This is a genomic window from Luteitalea sp. TBR-22 (assembly GCF_016865485.1).
In the GTDB taxonomy this organism is placed as follows: Bacteria; Acidobacteriota; Vicinamibacteria; order Vicinamibacterales; family Vicinamibacteraceae; genus Luteitalea.
The window spans coordinates 1,217,239-1,237,985 of sequence record NZ_AP024452.1 but is presented as its reverse complement, the minus strand read 5'-3'; the positions used below and the strand labels follow the sequence as shown (position 1 = coordinate 1,237,985).

Here is a 20,747-nt window from a genome sequence, read left to right as displayed (position 1 = left end):
ATGCTGGACCCACGCACGGAAGCGATGTTGCACGCGGCGGCGTTCGGCGACCTGGTCGACCGGACCGCCCTGGACCGCGCCCTCGCGGAAGCCCCCGAGGCGCGCGCCCGATTCGAGCACCTGCAGCAACTGGCTGGCGACCTGCGCGCGATGGGGACCGTCGACGCGCCGGCCGACCTGAAGCCCACCGTGATGCAGCACGTCGCGGCTCGGGCCCTGACCCCGGAGGGTGGCCAGCTGGCCGCCCCGGAGATGAGGACGGAAGAGACGATGAGCAAGAAGCTGATGCTGGGAATTGCCGCCACCGTGGCCGCCGGACTGGGGTTGTACGTCGCCATGGGTGGCAGCATCCCGCCGCGCGGGACCGAGGGCACCATCGGCGCGGCCAAGCGCTATCAGGGCCAGCAGTTGACGGCCAGCGACGTGAAGCTCGGCGATCAGGCGCTGCAGTCGTTCCTCCAGAGCCCGGCGTTCGACACGCTGCGCCGCAGCCCGGAGGCGCGCAAGGCCTTCCAGAAGGCGGTCACCAGCGGCAACCTCGCCGCGATGCTGCGCGGGGCCGAGTTCCGTCAGCTGGCCAGTGAACCGGCCCTGATGGCGCGCGCCATGGACGCCGACATGCGCGCCCTCGCCATGGACGCCGACGTCCAGGCGCTGGCCAGGGACGCCCAGTTGAAGCACGCCGCCATCGACACCGAGGCGCTGCGGATGGCCATCGCCGACGTGGAGCTGAGGCGCGCCATCAGCGACGTCGAGCTCCGGCAGCTGGCCAGCGACGCGACCTTCGCCAGGCTGGCCACCGAGGTGGACTTCAAGGCCCTGGCGTACGACAGCGCCCTGAAGACGGCCTTTGCCGACGTCGAGCTCGCCGCGCTGCTGCGCGATGCCGACTTCGCGGTGCTCTTCAGCGACGTCGAGTTCGCCAGGCTGCTCAACGACGCCACGTTCCGCAACGTCGTCAACGACACCAACTTCCTCAACATGAACGCCGACACGCTGTTCTCGGCCTTCGACACCGCTGCCCGCAAGTCGGGCGAGGGCCAGAAGGAGTTCTGATCCGGCTGGGACTCCCGGGTACGATCCGCGCGTGACCCCGCTCGGCGTCCGCGACATCAGGGCGTGCGTGCAGCGCTGGCTGCCGCGCGCCCTCCTGCTGTTGGTCTGCCTGGTCGCGACAACCGGGCCTGCCGCGGCGCAGCTGTCGGTCTTCGAGACGCCAGGCCTGCGCCTCGTCTACCTCGATCCGAGCGGTCGCTTCATCGTGCCGTACGCGGCACGCACCTTCCTCGCCTCGCTCGACTTCCAGAAGCGGGTCCTCGGCTTCGACCCCGCCGAGGACACCGTCGTCCTCGTGGTCGACCTGCAGGACACGGGCAATGCGGGCGCGTCGGCCGTGCCCCACAACCTGCTGATGGTGCAGCTCGCGCCGTTGAGCCATGCCTTCGAGACCGTGCATGCCAACGAGCGGATGTTCATGATCATGAACCACGAGCTGGTCCACGTGACGATGATGGACCAGCCCTCGCGGCGCGACCGGCTGTTCCGGACGCTGTTCGCGGGCAAGGTGCGGCCCGTCGCCGAGCACCCGGAGACGGCCCTGTGGTCGTGGCTCACCGCGCCGCGCAACTTCTCGCCCCGCTGGTACCTCGAGGGCGCCGCGGTGTTCTTCGACACGTGGATGGCGGCCGGCCTCGGGCGGGCGCAGGGCGGCTACGACGAGATGGTGTTCCGCGCCAAGGTGCGCGACGGCGCGACCATCTACGACCGCCTCGGGCTGGTGTCGGAGGGCACCAAGATCGACTTCCAGGACGAGGCCAATTCGTACCTCTACGGGACGCGCTTCATGACGTGGGTGGCGCGTCGGCACTCGCCGGAGAAGCTGGTGCAGTGGGTGTCGCGGCCCGAAGGCAGCCGGGCCTCCTACGCCCGGGACTTCCACCGCGTGTTCGGCGAGACGCTCGATCAGGCCTGGGCCACCTGGCAGCGCGACGAGAAGACCTTCCAGCAGGCCAACCTCGACGCCATCGGCAGGTACCCGCTCACGCCCTTCGAGGATCTCGTGCCACGCGCGCTCGGCGCCGTGTCGCGTGCGTACCTCGACGAGCGCACGCGGACGCTCTACGCCGGCGTGAGCTACCCGGGCACGGTGTCGCACATCGCGGCGCTGTCGCTCGACTCCGGCCGCGTCGAGCGTCTCGTCGACATCAAGGGCCCGAGCATGTTCACCGTCGCCTCGCTGGCGCGCGACCCGGAGAGCGGCACGCTCTTCTACACCGCCGACAACGGCCAGCAGCGCGACCTGATGCGCCTCGACCCGGCGACGCGGCGCACCGAGCTGCTGATCAAGGACGCGCGCATCGGCGACCTCGCCTTCAACCGCGCCGACCGCTCCATCTGGGGCATCCGTCACCTCAACGGCATCTGCACGATCGTGCGCCTGCCCGCGCCGTATCGTCAGTGGGAGCAGGTCGTGTCGTGGCCGTACGGCACGGTGGTGTACGACCTCGACGTGTCGCCCGACGGGACCCGCATCGTCGCCTCCTTCGGCGAGATCAGCGGCACGCAGGACGTGCGCGTGTTCGACGCCGCGACCCTGCGGGCGCGCGGCACGGCGCCGGTCGCCAGGTTCGACTTCGGGCAGAGCGTGCCCAACCACTTCGTGTTCTCGCCCGACGGGCGCTACGTCTACGGCAGCGCGTACTACACCGGGGTGTCCAACATCTTCAGGTACGACCTCGAGGCGAAGAAGGTCGAGGCGGTGACCAACACCGACACCGGCTTCTTCCGGCCGCTGCCGCTCGACGACGGGACGATGATCGCGTTCCGGTACTCGGGCGAGGGCTTCGTGCCGACGCGGGTGCGCATCGCGCCGATCGAGGACATCGCGCCGATCACCTTCCTCGGCGAGCGCCTTGCCGAGGAGCACCCGATCGTGCGCGAGTGGGCGGTCGGCTCGCCGCAGAAGATCCCGCTCGAGACCCTGCCGCAGTCCACCTCGCCCTACTCGCCGCTGCGGCGGATGCGGCTCGACGCGCTGCACCCGATCGTCCAGTCGTACAAGGGCACCGGTGCCCCCGGCGTCCGCCTCGCCTTCTCCGATCCGCTCCAGTTCAGCCGCGGCAGCGTCGTCGCCACGTATTCGGCCATCACCGGACTGCCGGAGGCCGAACGCATCCACGTGCAGGCCGAGGTCGAGCGCGGTGACTGGCGGGGCGGGTTCACGCTGAACGGGGCCGACTTCTACGACTTCTTCGGGCCGACCAAGGCGAGCCGCAAGGGCTACGTGCTCGAGGGCGGGTGGAAGCACCTGCTCGTGTACGACAGCCCGAAGCGTCTCGAGCTGGACCTGAGCGGCACCTACTCGGGCAACCTCGATCGACTGCCCGACTACCAGAACGTCGCCGTCGACGTCGACCGGTTGGGCACGCTGCAGGCGAAGCTGTCGTGGTCCGACGTGCGCAACTCGCTCGGGCACGTCGACGACGAGAAGGGGTCGAAGTGGTCGGTGGCCGCGCAGGGACAACAGGTGGCCGGCCGCTTCGTGACGCGTGTGGCCGGCACCTACGACCACCACGTCGCCGCCTTCGGCAATCACTCGACGCTGTGGCTCCGTAACGCGGCCGGCCTGTCGCCCGACGACCGCGACGACCCGTTCGCGAACTTCTACTTCGGTGCGTTCGGCAACAACTGGGTGGACCACCTCGAGGAGAAGCGCTACCGGACGCTCCACAGCTTCCCTGGCGCGGCGCTCAACGGCATCGGCGGGCGCAACTTCCTCAAGTCGGCGCTCGAGTGGAACCTCCCGCCGTGGCGCTTCCGGCGCCTCGGCTGGCCGGGCTTCCACGCCACGTGGGCACGGCCGGCCGTCTTCGTGGGCGGCCTGGGCACCGACCTCGATCACGACGCGACGCGCACCGTCGCGACCAACGTCGGCGGACAGGTGGACGTGCGGCTCGGCGTGGCGGCCACCCAGCAGCTGACGCTGTCGTTCGGCGGCGCGGTGGCCTTCGAGCGGGGACGCGGCCCGCGGCGCGAGGCGATGATCTCGCTCAAGATCCTCCGGTGAACATCGCCATCGCCCTCCTGCCCGTGCTCGCCTTCCTGGTGGGGCTGTCGCTGATGGACAGCTTCAAGCTGGTCGCGTTGCGGCACGTGCTGCGATCGCTGGCCGGCGGCGCCGTGGCCGCTCTCGTGTCGGCATGGCTCATCGAAGGCACTCCGCTGGCCACGATGCCCGACGCGTTGATCGTCGGGTGGATCGGCCCCATCGTCGAGGAATGCGGCAAGGCACTGCTGGTGGCCTGGCTGGTGTGGACCCGACGCGTCGGGTTCCTCGTGGACGCCGCGGTGCTCGGCTTCGCGGTCGGCGCCGGCTTCGCGCTCGTCGAGAACGTCGTCTACCTCCGGGCGCTCGCCGACGCGCCGCTCGGCCTGTGGCTGGTGCGCGGCCTCGGGACGGCGGTCATGCACGGCGGCACGACGGCGGTCTTCGCGATGCTGGCGCGCACGCTCGTGGACCGCTACCCGCGCCACAAGCCGCTGGCGATGCTGCCCGGCCTCGGCGCGGCGATGGCGGTGCACGTGGCCTTCAATCACCTGCTGTTGCCGCCGCTGGCGCAGACGGCCCTCGTCCTCGTGGCGCTGCCGCTGCTGATGACGACGGTCTTCGAGCGCAGCGAGCGCGTGACCCGCGAGTGGGTCGGCGCCGGCCTCGACCTGGACATCGAGTTGCTGCAGCTGGTGACGTCGGAGTTCTTCGGGGTCACGCGGATCGCGTCGTACCTGCAGGAGCTGCGCGCACGATTTCCCGGACCGGTCGTCGCCGACATGTTCTGCCTGCTGCGGCTCGAGCTGGAGCTGTCGGTGCAGGCCAAGGCACTCGTCCTGGCCCGCGGCGCGGGCCTGCACCTGCCGGCCGACGAAGACCTCGCGATCGCACTGGGGGAGTACGACTTCCTCCGCAGGTCGATCGGCCGCACCGGCATGCTGGCGCTCGGCCCGGTCCAGGTGGTGAGCGACCACGACGACTGGCACAGGCACCTGCTGGCACAAGCTCGAGGTGGCTGATTCATGACACCATCGCGGCGAGGTGACCGTGACCGACCCGACTTCGACCCGCCGCGACTTCCTCCGCGCCACTGGCGCGTCCCTGGCCGCCGGCCCCATCGCCGCCGCGACCGCCAGCGCGCAGGCGCCGGCCACCGCGCCGGCCAAACCCTTCGGCTACGCCATCGTCGGACTCGGCAGTCTGGCGCAGGGCGAGATCCTGCCCGCGTTCGTGCACGCGAAGAGGTGCCGCGTCACCGCGCTCGTCAGCAGTGACCCGTCCAAGGCCAGGGGGCTGGCGACGCAGTACGGCGTGCCCGAGCGGGGTCTCTACTCGTACGAGACCTTCGATCGGATTGCTGACAACCCCGATGTCGACGGCGTCTACATCGTGCTGCCCAACGGCCTGCACGCCGAGTACAGCGTGCGCGCGTCGAAGGCCGGCAAGCACGTGCTCGTCGAGAAGCCGATGGCCAACACCGTGGCCGAGTGCGACGCGATGCTCGCCGCCGCGAAGGCGGCCGGCAAGCATCTCGCGGTGGCCTACCGCCTGCGGTTCGAGCCGTACACGCAGGCGATGATCAAGATGGCCCGCGACAAGGAGTACGGCAGGACGAAGATCGTCCTGTGCGACTCCGGCTTCAATATCGGCAATCCCGAGCAGTGGCGACTCACGAAGAAGATGGGCGGCGGCGGGTCGATGATGGACATCGGCATCTACTCGGTCAACGCCGCGCGGTACCTCGCCGGTGAGGAGCCCACCGAGGTCTTCGCGATGGAGACCACCGACAGGAACGACCCGCGGTTCAAGGAGGTCGAGGACACGCTCACCTTCCAGTTGCGTTTTCCGTCGGGCACGCTGGCCAACTGCGTCTCGAGCTACGGCGCCTACCTCAATCGCTTCCGGGTGTACGCCGAGAAGGGGTCGTTCGAACTCGAGCCGGCCTGGAGCCGGCGGGGCCTGGGCCTGCGCGTGTTCCGGGGCAACACGATCGAGTCGCGCACGCTGCGCGAGCCCGATCACTTTGCCGCGATGATGGATCACCTGGCCGAGTGCGCGGCGACGGGCACGCGCCCGCTCACTGACGGCGAGGACGGCCGCAACGACATGCGCGTCATCGAAGCCTGCTACGAGTCGGTGAGGACGGGGCGGCCGGTGAAGCTGGGCTGAACGGCTCACGGCCCTGAGCCCTCGGCCCGTAGCCGAATTGGCGGCGCTGGCACGATCCGGATAGCCGCCACCCCGGCCGTTGATGCCACAATGGCGGTGGCATCCAGCCTGCGGGAAAGGTGTGCCCGCGGCCCTCCGGATGCCTCACCTGGAGGACCCGTGCGCAAGACCCACGCCGCTGCCGGCTGCCTGCTGGCCGCCGCGCTGTTCGCAGTGCCCGTGCCGGCCGTCGCCGATACCACCGTCACCTGCGAAAGCCGGAACTACCGTTACAGCTATTGCCGTGTCGACACCGACAGGCAGGTCACCCTCGTGCGCCAGCGTTCGAGCACGCGGTGCCGCCTCTGGGACAACTGGGGCTACGACAACCGCGGCGTGTGGGTCGATCGCGGCTGCGCCGGCGAGTTCCGCGTCGGCCGTGACAACTCGGGCCGCGACGCCGCCATCGCGGGTGCCGCCATCGCCGGCATCGCCATCGCCGCCGCCATCGCCGCCAACAAGGACCACCACGAGGATGGCGTGCCGTCGTGGGCCGTCGGCGAGTTCCAGGGGTTCGACGGGCGCGACAACGCCGACGTCCGGGTCACCATCTTCCCGGGCGGCAACGCCGAGGGCCGGGCCAATGACTCGCGCTTCAGCGGCCGCTGGGACGACAAGCGCCTGACCCTGGGCAACTACCGGTTCAGGGTCGAGAAGTCCGGCAACGGCTTCCGCGCCACCGACGAGAACGACAGGAACCACGAGGTCTTCTTCCGCCGCGTGGGTGGGGGGTACTAGCCATGACGCACGCCCACACCCTCAAGCCAGCCGCCCGCCTCGGCGCCCTTGCCCTTGCCTGCCTCGCCCTCGGCGGCGCAGCCGCGTTCGCGCAGGCGCCGGCCACCACCCCTGCCGCCCCAGCCGCCTCCGGCCGTGGCTACGACGATCCGGGCGCGCTGCCCCTGCGTACGCCGAACGCCGAGGAGCCGGTGTGGGCACGCCCGGCGGTGGACATGCTCGCCACCATCCGCACCCGCGGCACCCTGAGGATCGGCGTGGTCGCCAACGAGCCGTTCGTGATGCACGACGCGAAGGGCGAGCTCGTGGGCTTCAGTATCGACCTCGGCCGACAGCTCGCCGCCGACATGGGCGTCGAGGCGGAGTTCGTGCCGACCTCCTGGTCGCAGATCGTCCCCGACCTCATCGCCAGGCACTTCGACGTCGCCGCGACCGGCCTGTGGATCACGCCCGCGCGCGCCCTCGTGGTGAACTTCACCGAGGCGACCTCGGTCGGCGCCATGCACCTGGTGGCGAGCAAGGCGCTCTCGGGCAGCGCGAAGTCGATCGACGACTTCAACACGCCCGAGGTGAAGCTGGTGGTCATGGCCGGCACCAGTCAGGAAGCGGTGGCCAGCCGCACGTTCCCGCGCGCCACCCTCGTGAAGGTGCAGGGCGACGCCGATCCGCTGGCGCCCGTCCTCGAAGGAAAGGCCAACGCGCTGATCGTCACCACGCCAACGCCGTACCTGGTGGTGCGCCAGGCTCCCGACAAGCTGTTCCAGCCCCTGGAACAGCCGCTGCAGGTGACGCGCGCCGCCATGGCGATCCGCAAGGGCGACGCGGACTTCCTGAACTTCCTCAACAGCTGGCTGACCTTCCACCGCGAAGGGGGTTGGCTGGACGAGCGCGAGCGCTACTGGCTCGGCACCGACTGGCTGACGGGGATGTAGGAAGGGCCGGGTACCGGGTACCGGTAAGGGGTAGGGCCGGTTCTCCGAACCGGCCGTTGGTTCGAGGCCATGGCTGACGGCGCGGTCGGCGACCGCGCCTACCCGGCCCAGCGCTACCATTGACTGACCCGGAAGGAGGTCACGCATGCACACCAGACATCTCCCCCTGGCCTTCGTCCTCGCGGCGGGCGTCGTCGCCACCCCGACCTCCCCCCTGATCGCGGAGGCGGCGGCGCAGTACCAGAGCGCCAGCAGCGTCGACCGGATGATCGAGCGCGCCTTCGACGACGTGCTGGGGCGCCGCCCCGACTCGCGCGAGATGCGCCTGTACCGTTCCCGCGTGTACGACGATGACTGGAGCGAGCGCGACATCCGCAACGAGCTGCGCCGGCAGCGCGACGAGCGCGACCGCTACGGCAACGGGAACAACGGCGGCTACGGCAGCGGGTACGGGGGCAACTACAACGACAACGGCCGCCCCTCGTCACAGGACGTGGACCGCGTCATCACCCGCGCGTACCAGGACATCCTCGGGCGCGACCCCGACACGCAGGGCCTGCGCGAGTACCGTCGCCGCATGATCGACGACGGCTGGAGCGAGCGGCAGGTGCGCGACGCGCTGCGCCGGAGCAACGAGAAGGCGGAGCTCAACGACGCCGACATCGACCGGATGATCACGCGCGCCTATCGCGACGTGCTCGAGCGGGCGCCGGACCCGGCCGGCTTGTCCGACTTCCGCAACCAGGTCAAGCGCAAGGGCTGGACCGAGAGCGACGTCCGCCAGGCGTTGCGCGAGAGCCCCGAGTATCGCGAGAAGAACACGATGACCGAGGCCAAGGCCCGCGACATCGTCAGGAACGCCTACCGCAGCGTGCTCGGCCGCGATCCCGACCCGGGCGCCGACGTCTACGTGCAGAAGGTGCTTCGCGAGAAGTGGACAGAGCGCGACGTCGCCAACGAGCTTCGCAAGAGCGACGAGTACCGCAATCGACGCTGACGTCGCGTCGCGCGAGTGCCCGAAGGATTGCGAAAAGCGCTCCTGTTGAGCTAAGAACGGGGGATGACCAAGCTCATCCTCCGTGCCTCCCTCGTCGCCTGCGGCCTCCTGGCCCTGGCCCCACTGGCCGCCCAGGCCCAGGAACAGGTGACCGTGGTCCGTCGCGGCAGCCAGAAGATCTCCGGCCGCTTCGAGGACTGGAACCGCGCGACCGACACGGTCTACGTGCGCGTCACCCAGAACGACCAGCAGAAGTTCCCGATGGCCGACGTGCAGTTGATCGACGTCGGCGGCAACGCCGAGAACCTGCCCGCCGCCGAAGTGCAGCAGGCCCGCGGCAGCGACCACATCCTCGTGACCCGCAGCGGCGAGGTGCTGCGCGGCCGCCTGATCAACATCGAAGGCGGCCAGGGATCGGCCAAGGAGAACGAGCCGCGCGTGGTGAGCTTCCAGGCCGGCGGCCAGCGGCGCTTCCGCCTGTCGGAGGTCGCCCGCATCTACCTGGGCGCGTACAACAGGTGACGGCCACCGCGGGCTGTCAGGACGACCGGCGGGCCATCCACGCCCGCGCGTCGCGCTCGGCAGCGTCGCGGTCCTGCTTCGACAGACGCCGGCCGGCCTCGCGCTGCGCCGGCTCGCATTTCCTGTTGCCGGCGGTCACCGCGGTCATGTACCAGCGATACGCGTCGCGGTCGCTCCGCGCCACGCCCTTGCCCGAGGCGTACATGTCGCCGAGCGCGCACATCCCGATGCCGTCGCCAGCCTCGGCCGCCTGCAGGAAGTAGCTCGCCGCCCTGGCGTTGTCGGCGGTCACGCCGCGGCCCTCCAGGAACCGCTGGCCGAGGGCCCGGAGGGCCTCGCCACTGCCCTGCGCGGCCGCCAGTTCCTCCCACTGCTGCGCCATGGCCTCGCTCTTCGGCACACCGTGGCCGGTCGCGTAGCGGACGCCCATCTCGACCTGCGCGACGACATCGCCGCCGTCGGCCGCCTTCATGTACCACGCGACGGCCTCGCGGTCGTCCCTCGGCACGCCGTCACCATTGGCGTAGAGGGCCGCCAGCGACCGCTGCGCCGCCGCATGCCCCTGCTGGCCGGCGCGCGACAACCACTGGGCTGCATCCGCCGCGTCACGACGCGTGCCGCGCCCCGCGAGGTACATCTCCCCGACGATGGCCTGGGCCGTCACGCTGCGGTGCTCGGCCGCCTTCAGGTACCAGCGGAACGCCTCGGCCTCGTCCCGTGCGACGAGGCCACCCGCGGCGTAGCGATCGCCGAGCGCCATCTCGGCGGCCCTGAATCCCTGCGCCGCCGAGCGGCGCAGGAGGACCAGCCCCCGATTGACGTCCCGGTCGACCAGTCGTCCCTCGAGCAGGGCATGCCCCAGCAGGAACTGCGCCTCGGGCTGGTCGGCGGTGACGCACTCTTCGAGCGCCGGAAGGTCGCCGGGCGTCAGGCGCTGGTAGATCGCCAGCATCCGGAACTCGTCGTCGGCCTCGGGCTGCGGGGCAGGCGCCTGCGCGCCGGCCGTGCACGGTGAGAGCGTGGTGAGCGACGAGAGCGGCGGCGTGGCGGCGTCGGGCGTCGGCTTCTGGGGCGTCGTGCTCTGTGCGAAGGACATCCCGCCGAGCAGCACGCACGCGAGACCGACTTCGATGAGGCGGGTCGACATGGTTCCCCCTTCGCGTGACGAGGACTCACGGTCCGGCCCCGCCAGACTGCAGGGTCCACTCGCAAACACCGCCAGACCTGCGCCCCCGTCTCGATATTGCACAACGACTGCCAATCAGGTCCGGCGGCGCCGACCTCGCAGGTGGTGGGGTCCTGCGAGCGGCAGCGGGAATTTCCCCGGCAGTGCGCACGCCTGCATCACGATCGGACTGCCTGCGCCGCACGCCGGGGGCCGTGATGCAGCCGGGCGCATGCCGGGCCCCGAAGTGGCTTACGCAGGGCGCGCGGAAATCCCCGCAGGTGCACGCAGAATTCCTCGAACGGCGTGGCGTGACAGTACTCACGCTGGCACGACGGGCGACCCACCGCGCCGCGGCGCATCCGTGGTCCGTACCTTGCAGTTGCTCGTGGGGACACCTTCCACGGCGTGAGCCCCTTTCGGAGCGTGCCTGGCGCGTCGCGCCATGCACGGTGTCACGCGGTCGGACGCCTGACGGGTAAGGGTGTCGCCAACGATTGCCGCGCGCAGGACGCGGCGCATCGCCCCAGCGCTTCTGGGGAGAGATGCGGCGTCGTGTCGAGATGCTGCGGCAGTGCGAACCGTGGAAATTCACGCGGGTCGTCCCTGAGCTCGCCATGCATGGAGGCAACCCCGGTCAGGTGGAGACGATACCTGCAGGGGCATCGACCAGCGCACGCAGGCGTCCGGCGCCGACCGGTTCGATCATCTGCAGCGCGACCACCGCAACAGACCGAGCTGACCGAGCGGCGTCAGAGGACAGAAGCGCATGATCCGGGCTCGAACGCATCGTATAGGATCTCGAAGCGTTGCTCCGGAGGCTGTCTTGACCGACCGTGTGAAGTTCCTGCTCGACGAATCGAAGCTCCCCACCACCTGGTACAACCTGGCCGCCGACCTGCCAGCGCCCTGCCCGCCGCCGCTGCATCCCGGCACGCTGCAGCCGCTCGGCCCCGACGACCTCGCGCCGCTCTTCCCGATGGCGCTCATCGAGCAGGAGGTCTCCACCGAGCGCGAGATCGAGATCCCCGGCCCGGTGCGCGACGTGTACCGCCAGTGGCGGCCGACGCCGCTGTTCCGCGCGCGGCGCCTCGAGCAGGCGCTGCAGACGCCGGCGCGCATCTACTACAAGTACGAGGGCGTGAGCCCGGCCGGGAGTCACAAGCCGAACACGTCGGTGGCGCAGGCCTTCTACAACCGCGAGGCGGGCATCCGGAAGATTGCCACCGAGACCGGCGCGGGCCAGTGGGGGTCGTCGCTGGCCTTCGCCGGCGCGCTCTTCGGCATCGAGGTGCAGGTCTTCATGGTGCGCGTGTCGTACGACCAGAAGCCGTACCGCCGCGCCCTGATGGAGACCTACGGCGCCTCGTGCGTGGCCAGCCCGTCGCCGCTCACCAACTACGGTCGTGCGGTGCTCGAGAAGGATCCCGACTGCAAGGGCAGCCTCGGCATGGCGATCTCGGAAGCCGTGGAGGTCGCCGCCACCAACGGCGACACCAACTACGCCCTCGGCTCGGTGCTCAATCACGTGCTGTTGCACCAGACCGTGATCGGCAAGGAGGCGATGGCGCAGCTCGAGATGGCCGACGACTACCCGGACGTCATCGTCGGAGCGACGGGCGGCGGCTCCAATTTCGCCGGCATCGTGTTCCCGTTCATCGGCGCGAAGCTGCGCGGCGGCAAGGACGTGCGCATCGTGGCCGTGGAGCCGGCCGCGTGCCCGAGCCTGACGCGCGGGACGTATGCGTACGACTTCGGCGACACGGCGCACATGACGCCGCTCACCAAGATGCACACGCTCGGGTCGACCTTCATGCCGCCCGGGTTCCACGCCGGCGGCCTTCGCTACCACGGCATGGCGCCGATGGTGTCGCACCTGAAGGAGCTCGGCCTGATCGAGGCCCGCGCGCTGATGCAGCGCGACTGCTTCGACGCCGGCGTGCAGTTCGCCCGCGCGGAAGGCATCCTGCCGGCGCCCGAGGCCAATCACGCAGTGCGCGGCGCGATCGACGAGGCGATCCGCTGCCGCGAGGAGGGCGTGTCGCGCGCCATCCTGTTCAACCTGTGCGGCCATGGACACTTCGACATGCAGGCGTACATGGACTACTTCGCCGGCAAGCTGGTCAACCAGACCTACGACGAGTCGGAACTCGCGATGGCCCTGGCCGGCCTGCCGTCCGTGAACGGATAGCTCGGAACCACGTCAAGGCTGGTGTCCGCCGGATACGACTCTCCCTTCATCAGGGCGTCACGGTTGTTTCACAGTGCGGCGGCGTGAGCAGCGCGACAATCGTCGGAGTCTTCAGATGGAGTGCCGCTCATGCCTACCCCAGTCCTCGCCCTTGCCACGCTGCTGACCAGTGCCCTCGTCGTCGCCACGCCTCTGACGTGGCAGGCAGGCCGCACGGGCCGGTCAGTTCTGCCGGCACTGGGGCGCGCTGTCCAGTCACCAACCCACGACCAGGCTGCGCTGGACGCGCGCGTCAAGGCGTTCCTGGCCGAGCGGGCCGGCACCTGGCGCGACCTCAACGTCCCCGACGTCGATGGCCAGACGCTCCACGACCTCATCGTCAAGAACAGGTACACACGCGCCCTGGAGATCGGCACCTCCACGGGGCACTCGGGCATCTGGATCGCGTGGGCACTGAGCAAGACCGGCGGCAAGCTTGTCACCGTCGAACTCGACGAGGGCCGGCACAAGGAGGCGAAGGCGAACTTCGACAAGGCGGGCCTGGCCCGCTACGTCGACGCGCGGCTCGGTGATGCGCACGCCATCGTGCCCGCGCTCGAGGGGCCGTTCGACTTCGTGTTCAGCGACGCCGACAAGGACTGGTATCCGAACTACTTCCGCGCGGTGTTCCCGAAACTGGTGAAGGGCGGCGTGTTCACCACGCACAACGTGAGTGAATCGGGCCGCCGAGGCGCCATGGGATCGCGCGAGTACCTGGCGGTGCTGCGCGCGACGCCAGGGGCTGACACCACGGTGGACGAGCGCGGCGGCGGGCTGGCGATCACGTACAAACGCTAGCCGCGGCGGCAATCGGAAATTCGAGATTTGAAATTCTCGGCGGCGCGACCTCCGGTCGCTGCCGCTCGACGCGCCTCGAGGGCGACAGGCCGAAGGCCGTCGCCCGCGGGAATATCAAATGTCAAATTTCAAATTGCCACCTCAGCGCGGCAGTTGCAGGACCCAGCGGTAGGCCTGGATCATGTCGCGCTCGAAGCCGTCGACGCACCCCCACAGGTACAGCCGGAACGTGCGCCACGTCTCGGGGCCGTACCGCTCGCAGATGAAGTCCTTCTGGGCGTCGAGGTTGCGGGCCCAGTGCAGGGTGGTGAGCCGGTAGTTCTCGCGGTCGTTGTGCACGCGCAGCACCTCGAACGGCGAATCCGCCACGGCCGCGAGGTACTTGTGCAGGCACAGCGTGGTGCCGTTGCCCGGGAACAGGTGCCGCAGCAGGAACGCCGAGTAGTCGTGGCTCACGCGGGCGGCGCTGGCGTCCAGGTAGATGAACCCGCCCGGCTTGAGCAGTTGCTGGTACTTCTTCAGCGTTGCCGGGTAGTCGGGCAGGTGCTCGGTCACCCCGAGGTTCACGATGCCGTCGTAGGGCTCGGCCGACTCGTGCTCCATCAGGTGCTCGCGCACCACGCGACAGGGCAGGCCCTGCGCGTCGATGATGCCCTGGATGAATCGCTCCGAGGCGCGCGAGATCGTCAGTGACGTCACGTGGAGGCCGTGCCTGCCGCCGTGCTCGGTGAAGGCCCCCCAGCCGCCTCCGACGTCGAGCACGCGCGCCCCGGCGCCAAGGCCCAGGGCCTCGACCGCGGCGTCGAGCTTGCGGGTCTGTGCGTCCTCGAGCGGCTCGTCCGGCGACGCGAACAGCCCCTGCGAGTAGCAGCGGTGCCGACGGTCGAGGAACGACGTGTAGAAGTCGCCGTCGCGCTCGTAGTGATCGGCAATCCACTTCTTGTCGCTGTTGACCTGCCCGAAGAACAGCGGCCTGATGAACCGCCAGGTGTCGGTGATCGGGTGGCGATCGGCGAAGGCCTCGCGCAGCGCCAGGATGCGCTGCAGCGATCCCTCGACGTCGATGGCCCCGGCGCGGTACGCCTCGGCAATCCTGGTCGCGTCCATGCTGGCCAGCGCCGCGAGCCCGCGCCGCGAGTGGATGACGATGGTCGCCAGCGGATCGCCTTGCCCGATCGCCCGCAGGTCGCCGTCGGCGAGGCGCAGCCCCAGCGCAGGCACCTCGGGGTTCAGCCTCGAGGCCAGCACGGACTCGATCCGTCGGGCCAACCACTGACTCACGCGATCATTCACCGGTACGTTCCCTCGGAATGCGGGCCAGCCGGCCCTCGGCCTGCCACTCGGCGACCTGTCGGCGGGCGTCGGCCTCGCCCACCGCGGCAATCTGCTTCAATGCCGTGAACTCCATCAGCCCGAACTGCTCGAGGGCGGGCGCGAAGAGCAGGTCGGCGCTGAGCGACTCCTTGTTCTCCTGGTCGACGGCCGCCAGCATCGAGCTCCGGAGCAGCACGCTCATGATGCTCGGGTAGCGGAGCGGGCGCCGTCGCAGCTTCGCCCCGAGCACCTCGCGCAGCGAGGGGATCTGCTCGTAGACGAAGTCCTTGTCCTGCGGCACCGACACACGCGAGGCGATCACCGTGCCGCAGCCGGAGGCGCGCGCCAGGTTCACCGGCAGCGTGTTGAAGAGCGACCCGTCGCAGAGCAGGTGGTCGCCGGCCTGGGTCGGCACGATCACGGCCGGCAGCGACGAGCTCGCCGTCACGGCGAGCAGCAGCGACCCGTCGCGGTGCACGTACATCGAGGCGTCGGTGAGGTCGGCCGACACGCAGAAGTACGGGAGCCACAGGTCCTCGATGCAGGTGGTGCCGTACATCATCTCGCCGCACTTCTGCGCGCTCTGGCCGCGCACGAGCGACAGCAGCGGCAGCGTGTACTCGGTGTGCGGGCGGATGCGGTTCCAGACGTCGTCGGCCGTCTCCATGATCCGGTCGGGCGACCACCCCATCGCGTGCTGGGCGGCCATCGCCGAGCCCATGCTGGTGCCTGCGACGAGGTCGATGGGGATGCCTGCCTCCTGCAACACGCGCAGCACGCCGATGTGGGCGAACCCCCGTGCGCCGCCGGCGCCGAGGACGAGGCCGACCGCGCGGTCGGCGAGGAAGCGCGCGACGCGCGCGATGTCGCCCGGCCTCGACAGGCGCACGTGGTGATGCCGCGACACCGCCCGCGCCGCCGTCCACCTCGACGTGCCCGAGGGCAGCGCCTCGTCGTCGTGCAGGAGCACCAGCAGTCGCTGAGCGGCCCCGTGCTCGCCCTCCTCGCGCGCGACGATGCGCTCGATCTCGGTCGGCGCGGGATCGCCGGAACCGCGGCCCACCAGGACCACGCAATCGGCGCGGCTGATGCTGCGGGCCACCCAGCCGGGGTGCCGCGCCGACGTCTCGTACACGACGAAGCGGGCGGCGCGCTCGAGTTCCTCCAGCCATGCGGCCAGGCGCGTCGACTCGGGGCCGTCTTCCGGCGAGTCGGCGAGCCCCGGCTGCTGCAGGCGCTGGTCGAGCCGTTCGGCATCGACGTGCACGACGGCGCCGAACGGCTCCAGGGCACTTGCGAGGTCCCGGCAGAACTGGCCGGTCGGCACCAGGTCGTCGAGCGGAACGACCGCGATGTTGGTGAGCGGAGCGCGTAGCGGCACACCGGAGTTGGCGCGGCGCACGCGGTCGATCTGGACCTTGATGATGTGCCGCATCGCGGAGGGGCGCGTCGCGATCAGCCGATCGACGATGGCGCGATCCAGCCCGATGAGCAGGCTGTCGCGCACGGCCCGCACCGTCGCGCTGCGAGGCTCGCCGGTGAAGAACGACATCTCCCCGACGGTCTCGCCGGCGGCGATGTCGCCCACCACGCGACTGGCGCCGTTGGCGCCCTCGTGCACGGCCTGCAGGCGGCCCGACAGGAGCACGAACACGCGGTCACCCGTGTCGCCCTGCCGCATCAGGATGCCGCCCCGCTTGAGATCGACCCAATCGGAGGCGTCATCGATGTCGGCGAGCGCCTGTCCGTCGAGGTCGCCGAAGATCGCCGAGGCGTTGGCGACGAGTTCGCGGCGCAGCAGGCGATCGAGCAACACCTCGGTGAGCGCTGCCGCCTGCCCTGGTGCCGCGGCCTCGAGGCGATCCACGGGCACGCGCGCCACCCGCACCTCGGTCCGGGCGCGCAGCCCCCTCACGAACACCGGCGGCTCGCCCGTCCCGGCAATCAACTGGCGCGTGTAGACCTCGGGCCCGTCCACCGCTTCGACGATCCCGTTGACGAGGAGGATGGCCTCGGTGGCGGGGCTGCCGCCCTCGCAGAGGAGCGTGCCGGTGGCAGCGGTGCGGACGGCGATGCCGCGCAGGAGCCCGCGGGCGGCAACGTCGATGGCGCTGATGGACGGGTCGGAGGTCATCGGGGTCGAGCCGGAATCGTACGGCAGGGTCGGGCCATGCTCAAGCGGGCTCCACGGGTGCGGCCTCGATGGCCGGCGGGGACGAGGCCTCCTCCCACGCCAGCCACTTCAGGTCCTGCACGAAGATCGCGTAGAGCACGGGCACCAGCACCAGCGTCACCCCGGTGGCAATCGTCAGCCCGGCGATCTGGGTGTAACAGAGCCCCTCCCACAGGGGCCCGCCGTGCATCGCGAGTGGCACGAGGCCGAACACCGTGGCACCGACGGTGACCATCACCGGACGGAGGCGGACGATGCCGGCGTCGAGCAGCGCCTCGCGGAACGGCGCCCCGTGCTCGTGCCGCTCCTCGATGAAGTCGAACAGGACGATCACGTGGCTGACGATGACGCCGACCAGGCTCGCGATCCCGAGGAAGGCCATGAAGCCGAACGGCGCGCCCATCACGTCGAGCCCGAGGAGCGCCCCGGCGACCCCGAACGGGATGGCCGAGTACACGATCAGCGGCTTGATGACGTTGCGGAACTGGAACACGAGGGCCATGAAGATCGCGCTGACCGACACCAGCATGACGATCGCCAGCTGCCGGAAGCCCTTGACCTGCTCCTCGTACTCGCCGCCGATCACGAAGCGATAGCCCGGCGGCATGGTGCGGGCGAAGGCGTCGAGCTTCGGACGCGCCGCGCGGAGCACCTCCGACGGCAGTGCGCCCGGCACCGGGAACGCCGACACGCTGATGGTCCGGAACTGGTTTCGACGCCGGATCTTCTCGGTCTGCATCGCATAGGTCACCTCGGACACCTGCCGCAGCGGCACGCGCTGTGACGAGACCTGCGAGTACACGTACAGGTTCTGCACGTCGGTGATACGGGCCCGCTCCTCGGGCCGCAGGCGCGCGACGACCGGGATCTGCTGGTCGCCCTCGCGCAACACGGTGAGCGGGTAGCCGTTCATGCCGGTCACCGACGAGAGCGCCACGTCGAGGTTCGACACGCCGGCGAGGTTGGCCTTGTCCGAGTCGACCTGCAGCTTGACGCTGAAGCTGTCGGCGCCCCAGTCGTCGCGCACCCGATCGGCCTTCGGCACGCTGCGGAAGATCGCCTTCACCCCCTCGGCCATGCGGCGCAGTTCGGCGGGGTTGTCTCCCGACAGCCGCACCGCCACCGGGATGCCCACTGGCTTGCCGTTCTCGAGCTCGCGCACGTCGATGCGCGCGCCGGCCACTTCCGCGGCCAGGGCGCGCTGCAGCAGGGGCACGAGGAGGCGGGTGTCGTGTTTGTCGCCGACCTTGATGATGATCTGCGCGTAGTTGGGCTGGAACAGCTCCGGCGCGACCGAGAACCAGAAGCGCGGTCCGCCGCCGCCCACGAACGTGGTCAGCGACTCGAGCACCGCGCGGGCCTTGCCGTCCTCACCGGTATGCGTGCGCCCGAACTCCGCGGCGACGCGACGGATCACCGCCTCGGCCGCCCCGGCGCGCTCGCGCGTCGCCGACAGCGTGGCGTCCTCGGGCAGCCACACGTCCACGTAGGACAGGTACGCGAGGTCCTTCGGGAAGAACTGGATCCTGATCCCGCGCGAGGCGGCCAGCGTCGCCACCAGCAACAGCATCGCGACCGCGAGCGTCGCCCACCGGTGGTCGAGCGCCCAACCGGCGAGCCGGTAGTACGCCCCGGTGACGCCGTGGGCGCGGCGATGCTCGATCGGCGGCTCCGGCGTGCGACTCGGGCGCAGCAGGTAGTACCCGAGCAGCGGGATGAACGTCATCGACACGATGCGGGAGGCGACCAGCGAGCATGCGAGGACGACCGGCAGCGAGTAGATGAACTTGCCGATGTTGCCGCTGATCAGCAGGAACGGCAGGTACGCGACGATGTTGGTGATGGTGGCGAAGAGGATGGCGGTGGCCAGGCGCGTCGGCCCGAGCCAGGCCGCCAGGATCGGTGGCCGCCCGGCCTGCAGCTCGCGCTTGATGGCGTCGCCGGCCACCACCGGGTCGTCGACGAGCAGCCCGAGCGCGATGATCAGCGAGGCGATCGACACCTGCTGCACGTCCACGTGCAGCACGTGCATCATCCCGAACGTCATCGCGAGCGTCAGCGGGATGGCCAGCGCCATCAGCAGCGCGGCGCGCCATTCCCAGAAGCCGACCAGCGCCACGAGGATGACCAGGATGATCGCCTCGTAGAGGCTCCGCATGAACAGGTCGACGCTCTCGCGCACCTGGAGTGGCTGGTCGGACGGGCGGTCGACGATCAGGTCGTGCGGCAGGCCCGAGGCTCGCAGGTCGGCCAGCGCGGCATCGACGGCCTCGCCGAACGCGGCGATCTGCTCGCCAGGCCGCATCTGCACGGCGAGGGTGACGGCGCGGGACCGGTGGAAGGTGCCGTCGGCACCACGCGCCTGGTAGTAGTTCAGGTAGCGCGCCGGCGTCTGGTAGGCCCGCACCACCTGCACGCCGTCGCGCAGGTAGATGGGCCGCCCCTCCGCCGTGGTGCCGACGAGCACGTCGCCGATCTGCGACTCGGACGTGAACTCGCCCGACGGATCGATGGCGACGCGCTTGCCACGCACGTCGAGGATGCCGCCGGGCACGGTGATGTTGCGGGCCCGCAGGATGTCGGCCAGCTTGGTGAGCTGCAGCCCGTACGAGGCCAGGCGCTCCTGCGAGTACTCGAGGTAGATCTGCTCGGGCAGCAGGCCGGCGCGGGTGATCTTGGAGACCTGCGGCACGGTCTGCAGCACCCGCTTGATCTGGTCGGTGAACCGATCGAGATCGCGGTACGTGTACTTGTCGCCGGCCACTGCCGCCATGCGGGCCTGCGTGTCCTTCGGGTCGCGCACGAGGACCGGCGGCCAGACGTCGGGCGGCAGTTCGGCCGGGAGCAGGTTCTCGTCGATCAGGGTGCGCACCCCGCTCGCTAGGGCCTCGTCGTCGAGCGTCGTCTCGATGTCGGCGCCGACGAACCCGGGCCCGTCGAAGGTGCGAATGTCGCGGCCGAGGTCCCGTGCGGTGAGCGCGGTGACGATGATGTCGCGCTGCCGGGCGGCGATCGACGGCGCGATCGACACCGGGAAGGGCACGACCACGGTGGCCCGCGTGCCGGTGGCGCCCTGGCGCGTCGACTCGATGGCTTCGCGGATGCCGCGCGCCCGCAGCTCGAGCTCGATCCCGTTGACCGGCGGGCTGGCGACCGTGAGCATCAGCGCGGCCGTGTCGCCGAAGTCCTTCTGGAACTCGATCGGCCCGGCGCCGGCCGGCAGGTCGCGGATCGCGGCCAGCCGCAGGGCGATGTCGTCGAGTTCCTTGCGCGCGTCCTCCGTGCGCTCGTCGAGGGCAATCAGGATGATCGCGACGCTGCCGCGCGAGGTCGACTCGATCCGCTCGACGCGCGCGTTCTCGGCGATCCGCTCCTCGATGCGCCGCGTGACCAGCTGCTCGATCTTCTCGGCGCTCGCGCCCGGCCAGGGACAGATCGCCGCAGCGTACAGGACCGGCACCACCGGATCCTTGCGCTTGGCCATGCCCATGTAGCCGTACACGCCCCACAGCAGCGTGGCGACGAGCAACACCCAGGCGATCTGGCGGTTCTCGGTGAAGAAACGCGCCGTGTTGTGGACGTGCAGGAGAGGGTCGGGTCCCGGCGGATGGCCGCTCATGCC

Annotated in this window: 14 protein-coding genes; 10 read left to right on the top strand and 4 right to left on the bottom strand. The window is 70.2% G+C overall.

Translation table 11 applies throughout. The annotated features are described in order from the left end of the window. From TBR22_RS05075 to TBR22_RS05040, 8 genes are all read left to right on the top strand, one after another. Nucleotides 1–1,056 carry a hypothetical protein gene (locus tag TBR22_RS05075; RefSeq protein ID WP_239491874.1) on the top strand — a complete coding sequence of 352 codons (1,056 nt, stop codon included), beginning with the start codon at nt 1–3 and terminating at the stop codon, nt 1,054–1,056. 31 nt (nt 1,057–1,087) lie between these two features. Beyond that, complete coding sequence (locus TBR22_RS05070; protein ID WP_239491873.1) at nt 1,088–4,066, top strand: LpqB family beta-propeller domain-containing protein; 2,979 nt, start codon at nt 1,088–1,090, stop codon at nt 4,064–4,066. Then, on the top strand, nt 4,063–5,067 hold the full coding sequence (locus tag TBR22_RS05065) for a PrsW family glutamic-type intramembrane protease (protein WP_239491872.1): 1,005 nt from the start codon (nt 4,063–4,065) through the stop codon (nt 5,065–5,067). Before TBR22_RS05070 ends, TBR22_RS05065 begins: the two co-directional genes overlap by 4 nt. A gap of 28 nt (nt 5,068–5,095) precedes the next feature. Beyond that, on the top strand, nt 5,096–6,217 hold the full coding sequence (locus TBR22_RS05060) for a Gfo/Idh/MocA family protein (protein ID WP_239491871.1): 1,122 nt from the start codon (nt 5,096–5,098) through the stop codon (nt 6,215–6,217). Nucleotides 6,218–6,376: 159 nt separating this feature from the next. Further along, the gene (locus TBR22_RS05055) at nt 6,377–6,994 is read left to right on the top strand and encodes a DUF3011 domain-containing protein (RefSeq protein WP_239491870.1); all 618 of its coding nucleotides are present in this window, start codon (nt 6,377–6,379) and stop codon (nt 6,992–6,994) included. A 2-nt stretch (nt 6,995–6,996) separates the two neighbouring features. Further along, nucleotides 6,997–7,926 carry a transporter substrate-binding domain-containing protein gene (locus TBR22_RS05050; RefSeq protein ID WP_239491869.1) on the top strand — a complete coding sequence of 310 codons (930 nt, stop codon included), beginning with the start codon at nt 6,997–6,999 and terminating at the stop codon, nt 7,924–7,926. A 145-nt stretch (nt 7,927–8,071) separates the two neighbouring features. Then, the gene (locus TBR22_RS05045; RefSeq protein WP_239491868.1) at nt 8,072–8,923 is read left to right on the top strand and encodes a DUF4214 domain-containing protein; all 852 of its coding nucleotides are present in this window, start codon (nt 8,072–8,074) and stop codon (nt 8,921–8,923) included. Nucleotides 8,924–8,986: 63 nt separating this feature from the next. After that, a complete protein-coding gene (locus tag TBR22_RS05040; RefSeq protein WP_239491867.1) occupies nt 8,987–9,445 on the top strand; it encodes a hypothetical protein in 459 nt (152 codons plus the stop codon). Between the two features lie 16 nt (nt 9,446–9,461). On the opposite strand, the gene TBR22_RS05035 is transcribed toward TBR22_RS05040, so the two are convergent. After that, nucleotides 9,462–10,592 (bottom strand): tetratricopeptide repeat protein, encoded by a 1,131-nt coding sequence (locus TBR22_RS05035; protein WP_239491866.1) that lies wholly within the window; start codon nt 10,590–10,592, stop codon nt 9,462–9,464. 844 nt (nt 10,593–11,436) lie between these two features. On the opposite strand from TBR22_RS05035, the gene TBR22_RS05030 reads away from it, so the two are divergent. Next, nucleotides 11,437–12,801, top strand: coding sequence for a TrpB-like pyridoxal phosphate-dependent enzyme (locus TBR22_RS05030; RefSeq protein ID WP_239491865.1), 1,365 nt, complete (start codon nt 11,437–11,439; stop codon nt 12,799–12,801). A gap of 129 nt (nt 12,802–12,930) precedes the next feature. After that, the gene (locus TBR22_RS05025; RefSeq protein ID WP_239491864.1) at nt 12,931–13,638 is read left to right on the top strand and encodes an O-methyltransferase; all 708 of its coding nucleotides are present in this window, start codon (nt 12,931–12,933) and stop codon (nt 13,636–13,638) included. 141 nt (nt 13,639–13,779) lie between these two features. On the opposite strand, the gene TBR22_RS05020 is transcribed toward TBR22_RS05025, so the two are convergent. Genes TBR22_RS05020 through TBR22_RS05010 form a run of 3 tightly spaced genes read right to left on the bottom strand, consistent with a single transcriptional unit; the run spans nt 13,780 to nt 20,744 of the window. Then, complete coding sequence (locus TBR22_RS05020; RefSeq protein ID WP_239491863.1) at nt 13,780–14,919, bottom strand: class I SAM-dependent methyltransferase; 1,140 nt, start codon at nt 14,917–14,919, stop codon at nt 13,780–13,782. A 4-nt stretch (nt 14,920–14,923) separates the two neighbouring features. Then, the gene (locus tag TBR22_RS05015; protein WP_239491862.1) at nt 14,924–17,086 is read right to left on the bottom strand and encodes a cyclic nucleotide-binding domain-containing protein; all 2,163 of its coding nucleotides are present in this window, start codon (nt 17,084–17,086) and stop codon (nt 14,924–14,926) included. 40 nt (nt 17,087–17,126) lie between these two features. Further along, nucleotides 17,127–20,744: an efflux RND transporter permease subunit gene (locus TBR22_RS05010; RefSeq protein WP_239491861.1), complete on the bottom strand. Its 3,618-nt coding sequence runs from the start codon at nt 20,742–20,744 to the stop codon at nt 17,127–17,129. Nucleotides 20,745–20,747: the final 3 nt, after the last annotated feature.